Below are 15,210 nucleotides of genomic sequence, written 5' to 3'. Positions count from 1 at the left end.
GCCTACGCCATGAAAGCGGACGGCTTAAGCTCGCGACACTATCTGCTCAAAACGGTGCGCGCGGAGGAATTGACGCTGATATTCACCCCGGACGGGACGATCCACCCGATGATCGGTGGCTGTACCGAACCAGTCAGAGATAAACGCGCGCCTTGGCCATCGGGCAGAATCTGTACCGATCCAATGGCAAGATTATCGACACGCTGTCCCGCGTCCACATCCTGCAGATAGCGCTGAACTGCCGCCCGCACTTGAGCCTGGTTCAGTTCGATCCGTGGCTGACCTCCGTCGGCTACAAATTCGAACTCATCCACGGCCGCGACAATCGCACCATCGGCGACGGACAAAAGCTGGCGCGCTTTGAGGTTCACCGCGCTGGCGGCGAGCACCACCGAGATAGTCAACAAGGTGATCGCGCACAACCCAATGGCAAGCACCAGCGACTGCCCGTCCTCGGCGCGGGCAGTCCGCAGCAACCTCGGCCACCTCCCGCCGCTATCCAAAACGGTCGATTCGTTGTGTCGAGGCAGCGTCGACGGTGAAAACGGAGACATCAAAGTAGTCGGAGACAAAAGGCAGCTGCACGCGCAAGGACACTTGAATCGTGACGATGCTACCGGGGCTCAGACAATCAAGATCGCAGGATATCTGCGTGCTGGCACCGGATAAACCGAAGTTATTCATCGCACGCTCCACCACCTGATGGGCGTTGGACTGCGCCTGGGCGGGAGTATCGGCGACGGCGAAGACCTTGGCGGCTTGGTCGGCCGCGCCGACCACTGCATAGGATCCTGCCTGGAGTTGACCGGCCGCGAGGATCAGGTAAATCATTGGGATCAGCAGAACCGTGGAGGCGAACACAAATTCCACGATGGCGCTGCCTTCATCGTGCGAGGCACGGGGCGTACTTTTAGCCATAACGCACCGCATCGCCGCGAACACTCAAATTCCACCCGTTGGGCAGTAGCCCGATCAACGGCACCCGCGTCGACACGGTGACGCTCACTAGCTGGCTTTCCCCAACCGCGCTCGTTGACACCTGCACGTTTTGGGCGAAACCACTATGCAAGGATTCGGCAATCAACAGGCGGGTTCGACCGCCCGCGTCGGCTGGAGTTCGGTTTGCCAACGCCCCGTAGTGCGCGCCGTTGGCCGCCGCGTCGGTGAGCGTATTGCGCACATGGAGCACCAGCGTCAATTGAATCAGCGTTAACGTGATGACGATCAGCAAGCTGGTGATCATAACGAATTCGGCCACGGCCGATCCTGCCTCATCCGGGCCTTGTCTCCGGAAGCGACGTCGTACCACGGTCGCGGCGCTGCTCATCTTCGCGGACCCCTGGCTCAGCCTAATCCAGAGACTCGATCGATCGCCTGGTTGAAGAGGTCTTGCAAACGCGGACCAGCGATGGCCAACAACGCGGCAACGAGCAGAGCGGACATTAAGGTGATCATGACCCATCCGGGGACGTCGCCGCGCTCTTCGCGCAGCTTCACCGTGAATTGACGCCAGAAATTCTGGCAACCTTCGGACAGCCGTAGTGACATGATCAGAAGCCACGATTGGAAGCTTGACATGGGATTACTTCCTAACATTTTTGCGTTTGGCAAATACTGTGATCTTGCGGCAAATTGTCAATAGCTCATCTCCAAGAGGGCTAGGCCGGGGAACACCGCAAATACGATGGTCAACGGCAGGACTCCAAAAACTATTGGAATCAGCATGCTGATTTCACGTTTTCCGGCAACTTCCATCAGCTCTCGCTTGGAGGCATCACGCACATCTTGAGCCTGATCTCGGAGCACCTGTGCCAGCGGCGTGCCTCGCTCTGTGGCCACGACGATCGCGTCGACGAACCTGGTCATCGCCCCAACTTGGATACGATCGGACATATTCTGCATTGCCTGAATCATCGAGTTGCCGGCGTGGATTTCGTTGAGTGTTTCGGTGAATTCATCGCCAATCACCCCATGGCAGATACGCGAGATCCGTTCGATCGCCCCGGTGGTCGATTCACCGGCTCCCACAGTGAGGGCGAGAACCTCCGCAACCGTGGGGAATTGCGTGAGAACCTTGCGGGCACGACGCTGAATCTGTTCGTTCAGCCACCATCCACGGGCCATGAACCCGAGCATGCCGCAGCCGAGCGCCACGATGAGAGCGAAAGCGAAATTTATGGGCCGGCTCAGCGCGAGCAGGGCCATGAGCGCCGAGCCGGCCAGCAGGCCAAACAGCGCGCAGATGATCTCTTGCGAGCGGTAGTCCACAACGCTGGCTTTCAATCCTGCGGCACGAAGCCGCTTGCGTACGGTCTCGGTGCCGGGGCTGTGCAGGCTGGCGAGGCGTTTGATCTGGTTCAGCAGCGGCGCAGCGAATTGCACCACCGCCGGGCTCCGCGATTCGGCCCGCCAGGAATCTTCGAGCATCCTCGAAGTACGCATGCCCACACGGATGTGAGGGGCAACGCGTTCGGCGAAGGACATCGGACGCCAAGCGGGCAGGTTGACGATGATCATCCATAAGCCCAGGCCGAAGCCGAAGCCGCACAGCACCGCCCACGGGATCAGCGAGTTCATGCCAGCACCCGCTCTTCGACCGGCAACGTGCCAAGGCGCAGCATCACCCGATAGCAGAACAGCGAGATGAGCAGTCCAGCGATGAGTACTACCACTCCGCCCGAGGTCAGGTAGGCGTTTTTCGCCGCGTCTTGGGTACCGAGCACCAGCAACAGGATCCAGGGGGCCGCAACCGCCAGCCGGGCCGCGGAAACGATCCACGACTGGCGGGCGGCCAGTTCTCCCCTGGTGCGCACGTCATCGCGCAAAAATGCTGCCAGGGTGCTCAAGGTTTGCCCCAGGTCGGTACCGCCGACCTCGCGGGTGATGCGCAGCGTGGCCAGGATCTTATCGGAGACCGGATCCGCCAGCCGCGCACCCAATTGCTCAAGTGCAATGGAAAAATTGGAGGTGGCCCGATAGTCCAGGGCGAAGTCGCGAAAGGCCGGGCGCAGCAGTTCTGGTCCCATGCTGCCCAGCTGGCTCAACGATTCGGGCAGCGATAGCCCGGCCCGGATGGCGCTGCGCAGGTGATCAACCACCTCTGGCCACTGTTCGTGCAACGCCGCCTGTCGTTTAGCCGCCTGATGGCGCAGATACACCCATGGCGCCCACAGCCCGAAGAGCAAAAACACGCTGGCAAAAAGCCACGAACCGGTCAAAGCGAGGGTGATCAGCACGAACACCAGTCCATTGGCCGCGCAGATCGCCACAAATTTTGCCGGGCTCAGGCTTACGATGCCCGCACGCAGCAGGGACAACCGGATCGCCGACTGGCGTTTGGCCCGCGGCGGAGTGGGGTCGAAAAGCAGCCAGTCCACTATCAACGCGATGCCCAGCCCGCCGAGTAATCCTAGAAATGCGATCATGAGCGTTCCATCAGCAATTGGGCGACGTTAATCCCGGCGAGCGCGAATTTCTCGTGCGCCCAGTCGGCTCCTGATGCCTGGTTCAGCTCGCCCTGCCCGTATTCGAAAAGCGTTGAGGTTTCGAACTGGCCGTCCTCCACCCGGCCCCGCACGCTGAGGATTTCCTGCACGTAGCGTTTTCCGCTCGGGTCGCGGGTGCAGTGCACCACCAGGTCGATGCAGGCGGCCACGGTCCGCACGGTGAAGTCGCTGGTGATATTGGGTCCGGCTAACAGCGGCAGGGTGCAGATCTTGGTGATTGCATCGCGCGCAGAGTTCGCGTGCAAGGTGCACAGTCCGGCGATGCCTGAGTTCAAGGCGATGAGCATGTCCAATGATTCGGCCTCGCGCACCTCACCTACGATGATTCGGTCCGGGCGCATGCGTAGCGCTTCCTTGACCAGCCGACGCATGGTGATTTCCCCGGTGCCCTCCAAGTTTGCTAGACGGGTTTGCATGCTGACCACATCGCGCAGGGCCAGATTCAGTTCGAAGATCTCCTCGATGGTGATGATGCGTTCGCGCGATCCGATGGAGGATGCCAAACAGTTGAGCATCGTCGTCTTGCCAGCTTGGGTAGGACCGGTGACCACCACGTTGAGCCCTGCGGCGATCGACCACCCTAAGAAGGCTGCCCCATCCTGGCTGAGCGAACCGATTTCCACCAAATCTTCGAGCTTCGTTGCGCGGGCGATGAATTTACGGATGTTCACCGCCCAGTGTTCGTGGGTGATGTCCGGGATGACTACGTGCAGTCGGGAGCCATCGGGCAATTGGCAGTCCACGAAGGGTTGGGACAGATCCAACCGGCGCCCAGAGGATTTCAGCATTCGTTCCACCAGGCCGGCTACCTCGTCGGATTCGAGCCTGATATGCGTCAGTTCGCTTTGCCCGCCACGCGCGCAAAAAACCTGTTGCGGCGAGTTGATCCATATTTCTTCGACGTTGGGGTCATCGAGCAGCGGTTGCAGCGCCCCGAATCCTGCCACATTGTCGAAGACCGAACGGCGAACCTGATCGAGCGATCCGATGGCCGGGACCGCGCCGAGCAGGGAACGTTCGTCATAGTCACGCAAGACATCGTCAATCAGGGATCTGATGAGCGCAGGTTGTCTGCCAGGGTCCAGTCCGCGCCGGCGCACCAGCTCTCGCACTTCGTCTTCCACGATGGATAGCGCGTCCACGTCAAAGTCCTTAGCCGAAACTATGAAAATCGTTCCCGAATGCTTCGAGGTACACCGGCGAGCGCGGCACCGGCACAGCGTCTTGCAACCCTTTTCTGGAGTTTAGCTAGAAGGGCTATGTCAAGGGAGCCTAGCCCCACCGGCTAGCGCTTTCAATAGCATGCCCGAAGATGTGGATAAACTCCGACGGGTTTTCCACAGTGCGAGGTGCGGCTCGAATAGTGGACCATCGTGCGTGCTGAAGTGTTGCCAAGACCCAGCTAGCGATTGAGGAGGAGAATTCATGGTGCGCTATGAGTTGCTGCTGGCGGCGCGGTGTTTCGCCCAGCCGCGCCAATTCAGGCTCGACGTTTCCGCGCAGCTAGATGGCGCTGGGCTGGCCAAAATTTTGGCCGGCTCCTTCGGCGCGACGCGCTGGTTTGTGGCAGACACCGCTCTGGAAGATTGTGGGATGCTCAGCGCGCGCACTCACCTGTTGCTGACCGATATTCCGCGAGCCACTGCCACCTCGGGGGTCCGGATGCCTGCCGCGCTGCAACTCTTTGTCGCATCTGGGCCGGACGCCGGGGCGAGCGTGCGACTGGACCAAGGCGTGCATCGGCTGGGGCGCTGTGCCCCGCTGTGGCTGCAGGACCCGCTGATCGCCCGGCACCATGCCCAAATTGCAGTGGACCAATCGGCCCTGGTACTGACCTGTGATGATGCAAATACGATCGGGGTGGAGGACCGCGTCGGGAAGCGGAGTTCGGTGACCCGTCTGCAGCTGCACCGCGGAACGCGCTTTTGTTTGGGAGACACCGAATTGTGCGTCGGCGATCCGGTACTGCTTGATACCGGCCAGAGTCTGTCGGCCGAGCAACTGCGCTGGCAGCTGCCAGACAAACCGGAGCTACAACGATTGATCGCCTTGTGCTTGGCTGCCCTGGTTCCGATGCTTTCCGGGGTGTTGCTGGCGGTGCTCACCGGGTCGATGTTGTTCTTGTTGCTCAGCGGCGCTTCGGCCCTCTTGGGAATCGTACCTGCCGGGCAGCTGATCCTCGAGCGTCGCCGGTGGAAAGCCAAGGCCGTGGTGCACCGCGCCCAGGTGGCGCAAGCTCGTGAGGCCTATGCGCCGCCGTTGGGGATCGCCCTGCTCGCCGGGTTGGATCGTACCGAGTTGGGGATGCCGAATTCCGGATTGCCTCCGCTGGTGTTCGGCCGAGGACTGTGGTCCCCGGCGGCGGAAGAGATGACGCCGAAGAAGAAGCGGCGCAGGAAACCGCGCAGCGCTTTGGATGCCCCCTGCCCCTCGCCGGTGTTCACCGCCAGCGTTCCCGGCGCCTGGCAGATCGTCGGCGATCAGGACAAGGCGAGCTGCGAACTGCTGTTGGCCCTGCTCGCCCGCTACCTGCCCGCGGTCCTTGCCGGACGGCTGGAACTGATACTTGACCCACAACTCGAATGCCTTCCGGCCAGTCTGATCCTGTTACCCGGGGTGAGTACCGGGCTGCCACCGGCTCCACGCGCAAGCCTGCTGGCAGCACCGGCGACCGGCGAAGTGCGTTCCCTGTACGTGGTGGCCACCGCAGCACAGCCCTGCGAGGAGTCGATAGTGCTCGGGCTGAGCCGCGCCCCGGTGCCGCAGGGCACCTGGTGGGTGAATCCCCTGTTGCCGCTAGCCTCGCTCGAAGATCCGCAGCTGGCCTTGCAGAACGTGCAGCGGCTGAGCGCACCGCGTTTCGCCCGGCTGATCGATCGATGTCTGGACCTCGCCGAAACCCACGGTCCCCTCAGCAGTCCTGCGCCGCCGACGGGCGAGGGACAGCCTGTACGACCCGGGCTGACCGCCCACATTGGCACCACCACGCAGCTTGATCCGGTGGTTCTGGACTTTGACTCCGACGGGCCGCACATGCTGATCTGCGGCACCACCGGATCAGGAAAATCCGAGGCGCTACGCCGCATTGTCAAAGAACTAGCTGCCGGTTACTCCCCCGAAGAATTAGCCTTCGTCCTCGTCGATTTCAAGGGCGGAGCCGGGCTTTCGGTCTTCGCCGCATTGCCTCATGTCCAACTCTTCGCCAGCGACCTCGACGCGGCGGCCGCGCAACGCACCCTGGCTCAATTAGAAGTCGAGGTCACTCGCCGCGAACGACTGCTGGCCAACTATCGCTGCAGCGACCTGCTCGAATACCAACAACTGAGCGATCCGGCGCCAGCCTTGCCAAGGCTGTTGGTGGTGATCGACGAATTTCGGGTGTTTAGCGAATCCATCCCGGAAGCCAGCCCACGAATCGACCGGCTCGCGGCCGTGGGCCGGGCTCTGGGCATTCACCTGTTGCTTAGCACCCAGCGGCCAGCAGGAACCCTGACCGGGCAAACCCGGGCAAACCTCAATACCGTGATCGCACTGCGCGTTAATGACCCGGGTGAATCCATTGAACTGGTCGGTATCCGGGACGCTGCCTCGCTGTTGGACCCCGGGCAAGCAATCATCCATTGCGCCACGCGGCAGACCCGAAAATTCCAATTTGCGCTCGCCTTCGACCCACCGCCCTATGGTGAACTGGCCGAACGAGGGCCAATGAACCTCCGCGCACGGCAGCTCTGCACCTTTGGGGCGCCCCCAACTGCCTACGAAGCTATGGAGGCACTGCACGACCAGATGGAAACTGTGGCTCAGCGCTGGGCGACGCTTCGATTACCGCGCTCACCGTTTGCCCCCGCACTACCCGCGCAACCTGAACCACCCGGTTCGGACTGGTCACCCATGCGGCCAGACACTATTTGGTGCGGGTTGATTGACCAGCTAGAGCACGGCGCCCTCGAGCCACTAGAGCTTGGTGGCGAGGCGAGGCGCAGCCTGTTGGTGTGCGGCCTTCCGGAGGCTGGCCCTCGTCAGCTATTGACCGGCCTGTGTCGGCTGCCGCGCAAAATACTGAGTTTCGGGCCCGCGCTGAACGCAGATGAACGCAGCAGCCCGCACCTGCGACAAATTACCGGGGAGGACGTTTACGACTTTCTAGATGCGCTGGACTACCTCGAGGAACGGTGCGAAGACACGCGCCTACTCGTTCTAGTTCATGGTGTCGCGCAGCTGCAATCCTTGCTGCACCCACAGCATTTTCAACGCTTCGACGAAGTTCTCGGGGGTCTCTTGCGTCGCGGTGCAGCCGGTGGCACCACCATCCTCCTCGCGGTGGATCGGGATCAGGCGCTGCTCAAAGCCGCAGGGCTGTGCACCGAGCAATGGTACTTTCCTTTTCAGGCCACCGAATCCTTGAAAATGGCCTGGCCTCGCCTGCCCGAAACTGCAAGCGTGGTCGGACGAGGAATAATAGTGTGCGGTACCGACTCTGCACGCACCATCCAGTTAGGTTCGCCCCAGCCCGCGGCCTTGGAACAAGGCGTGTGGAATGCGAATATCGATGACTCTTCCTACTTAGCCGAGCCAGGGGCTTTCCCGCTTGGCAAGCGTTCATTTGTAGATGCCACGATAAGTCTGTCTGCCTCGGCGATGACGCTCCTGATCTGTGGAAACCCTTTGATCAGAGAAGAGCTAAGCAAATGCCTGTGTCACCGGTGGTCGCTAGAACGCTTGCACGGAATCGACGAATTCGAATCACGGCTTGACCAAATGGCACCGGGGAATATCGCGCTGGTGCTCGAACATACGAACGACCCACGACTTGCCGGGTTGCTAAATTCCGCGCTAAGCCGTGCGGTGATTCCGGTGCTATTCGTACCGCCTTCCAGCCGACTTGCCTACGAGATCGGGGCGCCGGGCATGGCACTCGATGACCGTTGTGTTGCATTAGTCGAAGCCCACCATCCGCACGATATGCAACCCATGTCGTGGGAACCATTGAGTTCTCAAGAATCGAGACAGCGGGTAAACAAATGGCGCGCGGTCACCAGTTACCGTGGGCAACCACGCGCCATCTATATCGACATGGATGACTTCTAGGATTGCGGGCGGTCTCCTAGAAATATGGTTGTCTTGGGTGCAAACAACATCACGACGATGATTCCGGCGATCACGATGGCCGCAATCGCGATACCGCTAAACGGGCCTTGCAAGAAGGAAAACGAGAGGATCAATTGGAACAGTTGCCACACGATAATCGGTGCGCGTGTGAAGGCCTTCCCCTTGAAGAAGTTGAAGGAAACGCTGATCTGCCAGGCGCCGGCTGCGAAGCACAGGACGAGCATGAAGATTCGGCCGCCCATGTTCAAGTCCCCCGCGTCAGCGAGATGCATTAGGTAGTTGACCGCGTAAACCAGGACCGCCACCGCTTCGAGCATTGTCAGGGCTGAGACGGCCAAAACGCTGGGAGGACGGGATACGGAAGATTCGTTGTTGCTCACGACAACAATTTTCGTGCAAGCAACTCAGGAACTCAAACGCGCAACATCGAAGGCGAATATGGCACCGACCACAGCCCCTTCAGTTAGCGCAGCGAGCCACGGAAATCCATGTGAGAAAGCACTCAGGCATTCAACCACATTTCACTTCCGTGACTCTTGTTTACTTTCTCGTAACATGAAAACCTAATGTGGTTGGTTAAACGAACACCCCTGCTCGTACCTCTCCAACTCATCGATGACCTTTCCGGTACACACAACGTAACGCACCTGCAATTCCTATTCGCAGTTGTTTTCTGTTTGTGACGATTTCTGGGAGGTCTTCGTTCCCCTAAATATTTCAAGGAGCATCAATAAGCATGGATTGGCGTAGCCGCGCGGCGTGTCTGGAAAAGGACCCGGAACTTTTCTTCCCGGTGGGTAACACCGGTCCGGCCCTATTACAGATCGAAGAGGCCAAAAGCGTATGCCGTCGATGCGACGTCACGGAAACCTGCCTGCAGTGGGCCATCGAGTCCGGGCAGGATGCCGGCGTCTGGGGCGGCATGAGTGAAGACGAGCGTCGCGCCCTGAAGCGTCGTGCTGCACGGGCCCGTCGCGCTTCTTAGAGTAATAGCTGCACCCGAGGTAGTTCTCGCAACCCGGGTTGCTGTCCGAAATCCGTCAGTGGCAACTCTACTGGCGGATTTCGACTTTAACCCGTGAAATTCTCAGGCCAGCTGAGTAACCTACACTTAGTATCTGTGTTCGAAAGGAGCAAGGTCATGTCCCAGACTCGCCATCAGCGCTCCCCTGTGGCAGGAGTTTTCTTTGATTAGCCCGGATCGACCAGACTCGCTCGTCGGACAAGTAATTGGTCACCGCTATCGGTTAGATACGCTGATCGCGCTCGGTGGGATGTCACGGGTATACCGGGCGATGGATCAGAATTTGCACCGGTCTGTGGCCGTCAAGGTACTGGACGAGAACTACGCTAGCGAACCGATGGTCCGCGAACGGTTCGAGTCCGAAGCCATTATCGCAGCGAATATCTCCCACCCGAATGTAGTGTCCATCCGCGACCATGCCGTTTCCGGAAGTCACGTGTATCTGGTGATGGAGTACGTTCGCGGACGTAATCTTTCCCAAGTTATCGAGGAACGTGGACGGTTTACTCCACGGCAGATGCTAAGCGTTCTCGAGCGAATCTGCAGCGGCCTACGTGCCGCGCACCTCGAAGGCATTGTGCACCGGGATATGAAACCGGCGAACGTTCTACTTTCAGATAATGGCGAAATCAAAATCACCGACTTTGGCCTGGCTCGTGCGGCCAGCGCGCATACTCAGTCCGGGACGCTTGTCGCCACGCTCTCCCATGTTTCCCCCGAGCTAGTTTCAGGGGCGCCCTCCGATTCGCGTAGCGACATTTACGCCGTTGGAATCATGATCTATCAAATGCTCACCGGTCAGTTGCCATTCCCGGTATCCAACCCCGCAGCGATGATGAAGCAACATCTCGATTCGCCAATGCCGTTGCCTTCCACAATGGTTCCAGGGCTCAGCGAAGATCTCGATGAACTGGTGCGCTACTGCACAGAAAAAGATCCGGATCTCCGTCCGCAGAATGCAGGCTTCTTACTCGATGATGTCATCCAGATCCGTTCCACGCTCACCGATGAGGAGCTCGACCTTGATGCCGATTCTCTAGGTCAGATTTCGGACTTGGCCCCATTGGCTGCCGAGGCAATGCCTACCACCGTGCAGCAACGACTAGACGAGTGGCAGCGTTATCGTGAGGAACAACGCCAACCGTGGTGGTTGGACGAAAACACGCTCGGGGAGACATCCGCTTCGACGACCGAAGACTACTCTGCAGTTCCCTTCGAAGAAGCCACCGCGGTCATCAGCACCTCCCAAGCAACCGAAGTATTGGATCTTCGCGAGGCCCAGCCCACCACTGTGACACCTCAGCTGTCCCCCGGCGATCCAGTCCAAGCGATACCGGTAACGGACGCCACTGCGGCTTATTCTCGCGAAGATTTAGTTGGGTTCGACGATTCAGCTCTGGTGGCCGAAAAACCCGTGGCACCAGCTATTACCCATGGTTCAGCTCGCGCGCAGAAGCAGGAGCAAAAACGCGCGGCGAAACAATGGCGCAAGACCGCGCAAATACCCACCCATCAACTGGTGAAGCCAAAATCTGCCGGAAAGCGTTCGGTGATCCTGGTGGTACTCATTTTTATCATCGCGTTAGTCGCTGCTGGTGCATGGTTCTTCGGCCGCGGCCCGGGAACCATTATTCGCATCCCATCGCTGACCGGAATGTTGCAAAACCAGGTTGTCGCCCAATTTGATGAGCAAGGCGTACCGGTACGAGTGAACTCCGTCTATGACGATGAGATCGCTGTCGGCCGCGTAGTGCAAACCCAGCCGCGCACCGGTGAAAGCATGATGAAGTTTCAGGGCGTCGATTTACTGATTTCTCGCGGCCCGGAACTCTTCGAAATTCCGGCGCTCGAAGGAGTGACCGAGGAGGAAGCCGCCGAGCAACTTTCCGATCTGGGCTTGGCCAAAGTGAAGACGAGCCTTGAGTATTCCTCCTCCGTCGCCAAGGGACAGGTCATTTCCAGTTCACCGGCTGCCGGCGAACTGGCGGGGCGGAAAAACACCGTGGCGTTGGTGATCTCGCGGGGTCCGGCACCGGTGCAGATACCTAACCTCGCTGGGATGTCACCGGAGCACGCCGAGCAGGCGCTGAGCGAGGTCGGCTTGAAGCTGAAGCTCGGCGAGCAGCAGTACTCGCCAAAAGTTGGCCAAGGGTTGGTCGCGGATCAGAGCCCACGGCAGCAAACCGTTGAGTTTGGCAGCACGGTCACCGTTCATGTTTCCAAGGGGCCTGAATACCTTCAGGTGCCTTCGGTGATCGGTCAAAGCCTGGCCGAGGCGAGTGCAACGCTTGAGGAAGCCGGATTCACCGTCTCGACGCGATCGGTGCTTGGCGGCTTCTCGGACACGGTACGCATGCAGACCCCACTGAACCAGCGCGCCGTACGCGGCAGTGAAGTCAGCCTGTACGCGTTCTAAGCCAAAGGCTTCGCTATTTTAAATAACTTTGGCTTCCCGCAGTCGCGGGAAGCCAAAGTTAATTAGTGCCGCGGGCGTTTAGCGACGACCACGGCTCTGCAGCGCACTGGAAACCAAGAAGGCCATTTCCAGGGACTGTTTGTGGTTCAGGCGTGGGTCACAGACCGACTCGTAGAGGTCGTCGAACTGTTCCTGGCGGATCGGGTCGGCACCGCCGAGGCACTCGGCCACGTCGTCACCGGTCATTTCCACGTGCAGGCCACCTGGGAAGGTGCCCAGCGAATCATGGACCTCAAAGAATCCACGGACTTCGTCCATGACATCGTCGAATTTGCGGGTCTTGTAGCCGTTCTCGCTGGTGACGGTGTTTCCGTGCATCGGGTCGGTTACCCACAGCACCTGGGCGCCGGAGGCGGTGACCTTCTCGACCAAATTTGGAAGCTTTTCGCGAATGTTCTGCGCACCCATTCGGGTAATGAAGGTCAATCGCCCTGGTTCCCGGTTTGGATCCAGCTTCTCGATCAGTTCCAGCGCATCGTCTGGCGAGGTGTTCGGGCCAAGCTTTACGCCGATCGGGTTGCGCACTCGTGACAGGAAGTCCACATGTGCGTGATCCAACTGGCGGGTGCGTTCGCCGATCCACAAGAAGTGTCCCGAAGTGTCGTACGGCTGGCCGGTACGCGAATCGGTACGGGTCAAGGCACGCTCGTAGTCCAGCAGCAACGCCTCGTGGGAAGCGAAGAATTCGGTGCGCTTCAGTGCTTCGAAGTCGGCTCCGCAGGCATCCATGAAGCGGATGGCGGAGTCGATCTCTCCGGCAAGCTGTTCGTAAGCAGAGTGCGCAGGGTTAGCCATGAAGCCGGCATTCCACGAATGCACGCTGCGCAAGTCTGCGAATCCACCCTGGGTGAAGGCGCGGATCAGGTTCAGCGTTGCCGATGAGGTGTTGTATGCCTGCACCAGACGCTTCGGATCATGCGCACGGGACTCGGGGGTGAAGTCATAGCCGTTGACGATGTCGCCGCGGAAGGCCGGCAAGGTCACGCCATCGCGAGTCTCGTCATTTGAAGAACGTGGCTTGGCGAACTGGCCCGCCATGCGTCCCATCTTGATAACTGGCATCGAAGCACCATAGGTAAGTACGACGGCCATCTGCAAAATGGTCTTCACGCGCGCTGAGATCTTATCCGCGGTCGCCGCGTCGAAGGTCTCGGCACAATCGCCACCCTGCAGCAGGAAGGCTTTACCCTGCGCCGCGGCGGCCAGGCGTTCGCGGAGGACATCCACTTCACCGGCAAATACCAGTGGCGGACGTGAACCCAGTTCGGATATTGAGGCACTATAGTCCGGGTGCTCACGCCAGGTGGGCTGTTGGGCAATAGGCAAATCACGCCACGCATCAAGTTGAGGGTCGGTGGCGGGGCCGGCTACAGAAGAGCCAGGCAATGGGGTTCGGTTTTCTTCGCTCACCTTAACAATTCTACGTCCGAGAGCATCAAAGCACCGCGATGAATGTAACAACTCGACGTAACACACCGATTCTGGAAGTCCGGCGTGTTGCGAGACCAACTATTTTTTGATTTTTTTCGGGGCGTAAACGTCAACATAGTTCTGTCCGGAAAGCTCGTTGATGGCCTTGCGGATTTCATCTGCCACGTGACGCAGCGCCTGCGGGTCATCGACCTGTTCGGCATACTTGCTGAAGTCCAGGGGTTCGCCGACGTGGATCCCGATACGGCCCGGACGCGGGACTCCTTGCCCGATAGGTTGAACCCTATCCGTGCCGATCATGGCGACCGGAATGACTGGAGCTCCGGATTCCATGGCGAGTTTCGCTACTCCCAGCTTGGCTCGGTAGAGCCTGCCATCAGGCGAACGCGTCCCTTCCGGGTAGATCCCAAGCAATTTGCCTTCTCGCAGTGCCCGGTTGGCGCTGTCCAGCGAGGCCGCGGAGCCTTTGCCGCCGGAACGGTCCATCGGCAGCTGATTAATGTTTCGAAAGAACCAGGCGACGAAGCGTCCCTTGGGCCCCTTGCCGTTGAAGTAGTCGTCCTTTGCAAGAAAAATAACCGGGCGCTCAAGACTCGCGGGCAGAAAGACCGAATCGCTGACCGACAGGTGGTTCGAGGCGAGGATCGCGGCACCATGTTCGGGGATATTTTCGATGCCTTGGAGATCGATCTTGAAGAAGATACGCAACAATGGCCGGACCGCGAACCGTTTAAGAAAGTCGTAGAGCACGGGGTGGCATTTCCTTATTCTCGTCTTCGAACAACTTTGCGCAGGAGACAACCGGACGGCGCCTTAGCCCACACCATACAATTGTGCACTACGCTCGACAGTGAACCGTTGAATTTTAGGGGTGCACATGATGAAAGATACTTCCTTGGTCCCGGAAACCGGGTCCGCTTCGGACGTGGCTGTATTGCTGATCCACGGTTTCACCGGCTCCACGACGGCTATGCGCCCATGGGCTGACTCGCTGCAGAGCCATGGTGTACACACGAGCGTACCTATACTTCCCGGACATGAGACACGCTGGCAGGATCTGATCGGCCGACCCTACGGACAGTGGATCCAGGCGACGGAGGATGCCTTCGATGAACTGGCGTCCGCGCATCAACATGTTTTTGTCGCCGGGCTCTCGATGGGCGGGGCGTTGGCACTGCACCTCGCATCACGCCGTAATGTCAGCGGAGTGTCCCTGGTGAACCCTGGCTTGGTCATCGATTCGCCGGTTGCCCCCTACGCGGGCTATCTGCGCCGGGTGGTTCGGACAGTCGCGCCGATAAGCAATGACATTGCCTATCCCGGGGCCGACGAGAATGCCTACGAACGTACGCCGGTTGCGGCAGTACATGAGGTGTACAAGCTTTTCGCGCAGACGCGGGCTCGTTTGCCATTGGTGGCGGCACCAGTACAGTTACTCCGTTCCGCAGTGGACAACGTGGTCTCGGATGCATCCGTTCACGCCTTGCTCAACGGGCTCGGGCCGGGAATTCTGCGCGAGCGAATTGCGTTGTCACGTAGTAGGCATGTGGCGACATTGGATTATGATGCGCCTAAAATTTTCAAGGAATCGCTGCGCTTCATTACTGACGTCGCGGCACGGGAAGAGGCCCAATGAGCCCTGCAGAGAACGAGCCTTCAAAAGC

General features: G+C 59.5%; 14 protein-coding genes. 4 read left to right on the top strand and 10 right to left on the bottom strand.

The features are described 5' to 3' along the window. Positions 1-38 precede the first annotated feature (38 nt). The 7 genes from CQ019_RS15840 to CQ019_RS15810 all read right to left on the bottom strand — a co-directional run bounded on the left by CQ019_RS15840 (position 39) and on the right by CQ019_RS15810 (position 4,648). A complete protein-coding gene (locus tag CQ019_RS15840; protein WP_105554305.1) occupies positions 39-476 on the bottom strand; it encodes a hypothetical protein in 438 nt (145 codons plus the stop codon). 19 nt (positions 477-495) lie between these two features. Further along, on the bottom strand, positions 496-918 hold the full coding sequence (locus CQ019_RS15835) for a hypothetical protein (RefSeq protein ID WP_105570105.1): 423 nt from the start codon (positions 916-918) through the stop codon (positions 496-498). Beyond that, positions 911-1,258, bottom strand: a complete 348-nt coding sequence (locus CQ019_RS15830) for a TadE family protein (protein ID WP_258133707.1) — start codon at positions 1,256-1,258, stop codon at positions 911-913. Before CQ019_RS15830 ends, CQ019_RS15835 begins: the two co-directional genes overlap by 8 nt. Before the next feature lie 86 nt (positions 1,259-1,344). Next, a complete protein-coding gene (locus CQ019_RS15825) occupies positions 1,345-1,548 on the bottom strand; it encodes a hypothetical protein (RefSeq protein WP_374954808.1) in 204 nt (67 codons plus the stop codon). Positions 1,549-1,635: 87 nt separating this feature from the next. Next, a complete protein-coding gene (locus CQ019_RS15820) occupies positions 1,636-2,577 on the bottom strand; it encodes a type II secretion system F family protein (RefSeq protein WP_105570104.1) in 942 nt (313 codons plus the stop codon). Continuing rightward, positions 2,574-3,425 carry a type II secretion system F family protein gene (locus CQ019_RS15815; protein ID WP_105554309.1) on the bottom strand — a complete coding sequence of 284 codons (852 nt, stop codon included), beginning with the start codon at positions 3,423-3,425 and terminating at the stop codon, positions 2,574-2,576. The genes CQ019_RS15820 and CQ019_RS15815 overlap by 4 nt, the downstream gene beginning before the upstream one ends. Continuing rightward, entirely contained in the window at positions 3,422-4,648 is a 1,227-nt protein-coding gene (locus CQ019_RS15810) for a CpaF family protein (protein ID WP_105554310.1), read from the bottom strand. The genes CQ019_RS15815 and CQ019_RS15810 overlap by 4 nt, the downstream gene beginning before the upstream one ends. Positions 4,649-4,931: 283 nt before the next feature. On the opposite strand from CQ019_RS15810, the gene CQ019_RS15805 reads away from it, so the two are divergent. After that, entirely contained in the window at positions 4,932-8,594 is a 3,663-nt protein-coding gene (locus CQ019_RS15805; RefSeq protein ID WP_105570103.1) for an FtsK/SpoIIIE domain-containing protein, read from the top strand. Here the strand turns inward: CQ019_RS15805 and CQ019_RS15800 are convergent. Then, a complete protein-coding gene (locus tag CQ019_RS15800; RefSeq protein ID WP_146113385.1) occupies positions 8,591-8,995 on the bottom strand; it encodes a hypothetical protein in 405 nt (134 codons plus the stop codon). The two genes, CQ019_RS15805 and CQ019_RS15800, sit on opposite strands and share 4 nt — an antisense overlap. A gap of 356 nt (positions 8,996-9,351) precedes the next feature. Here CQ019_RS15800 and CQ019_RS15795 point away from each other — a divergent pair, with 356 nt between their 5' ends. Both CQ019_RS15795 and CQ019_RS15790 read left to right on the top strand, forming a co-directional pair. Next, on the top strand, positions 9,352-9,600 hold the full coding sequence (locus CQ019_RS15795) for a WhiB family transcriptional regulator (protein WP_096256388.1): 249 nt from the start codon (positions 9,352-9,354) through the stop codon (positions 9,598-9,600). A 202-nt stretch (positions 9,601-9,802) separates the two neighbouring features. Then, on the top strand, positions 9,803-12,055 hold the full coding sequence (locus CQ019_RS15790; RefSeq protein ID WP_258134046.1) for a Stk1 family PASTA domain-containing Ser/Thr kinase: 2,253 nt from the start codon (positions 9,803-9,805) through the stop codon (positions 12,053-12,055). Between the two features lie 78 nt (positions 12,056-12,133). Here the strand turns inward: CQ019_RS15790 and CQ019_RS15785 are convergent, their stop codons facing one another. Both CQ019_RS15785 and CQ019_RS15780 read right to left on the bottom strand, forming a co-directional pair. Further along, positions 12,134-13,525 (bottom strand): class II 3-deoxy-7-phosphoheptulonate synthase, encoded by a 1,392-nt coding sequence (locus CQ019_RS15785; RefSeq protein ID WP_374954806.1) that lies wholly within the window; start codon positions 13,523-13,525, stop codon positions 12,134-12,136. A gap of 99 nt (positions 13,526-13,624) precedes the next feature. Then, positions 13,625-14,296: a 1-acyl-sn-glycerol-3-phosphate acyltransferase gene (locus CQ019_RS15780; RefSeq protein ID WP_105554314.1), complete on the bottom strand. Its 672-nt coding sequence runs from the start codon at positions 14,294-14,296 to the stop codon at positions 13,625-13,627. A 127-nt stretch (positions 14,297-14,423) separates the two neighbouring features. Between CQ019_RS15780 and CQ019_RS15775 the strand changes: the two genes are divergently transcribed. Then, a complete protein-coding gene (locus tag CQ019_RS15775; RefSeq protein ID WP_105554315.1) occupies positions 14,424-15,182 on the top strand; it encodes a carboxylesterase in 759 nt (252 codons plus the stop codon). Positions 15,183-15,210: the final 28 nt, after the last annotated feature.

The sequence above is a fragment of the Arthrobacter sp. MYb229 genome (assembly GCF_002975405.1).
In the GTDB taxonomy this organism is placed as follows: Bacteria; Actinomycetota; Actinomycetes; order Actinomycetales; family Micrococcaceae; genus Glutamicibacter.
Note: the sequence above shows the minus strand (reverse complement) of the source record. Positions and strands in the feature narration are given on the sequence as shown.

Bases quoted from the DNA above. Each gene is read 5' to 3' on its own strand.
- CQ019_RS15835 (WP_105570105.1), bottom strand. From the start codon at position 918: ATGGCTAAAAGTACGCCCCGTGCCTCGCACGATGAAGGCAGCGCCATC.
- CQ019_RS15825 (WP_374954808.1), bottom strand. From the start codon at position 1,548: ATGTCACTACGGCTGTCCGAAGGTTGCCAGAATTTCTGGCGTCAATTC.
- CQ019_RS15820 (WP_105570104.1), bottom strand. From the start codon at position 2,577: ATGAACTCGCTGATCCCGTGGGCGGTGCTGTGCGGCTTCGGCTTCGGC.
- CQ019_RS15815 (WP_105554309.1), bottom strand. From the start codon at position 3,425: ATGATCGCATTTCTAGGATTACTCGGCGGGCTGGGCATCGCGTTGATA.
- CQ019_RS15805 (WP_105570103.1), top strand. From the start codon at position 4,932: ATGGTGCGCTATGAGTTGCTGCTGGCGGCGCGGTGTTTCGCCCAGCCG.
- CQ019_RS15795 (WP_096256388.1), top strand. From the start codon at position 9,352: ATGGATTGGCGTAGCCGCGCGGCGTGTCTGGAAAAGGACCCGGAACTT.
- CQ019_RS15775 (WP_105554315.1), top strand. From the start codon at position 14,424: ATGATGAAAGATACTTCCTTGGTCCCGGAAACCGGGTCCGCTTCGGAC.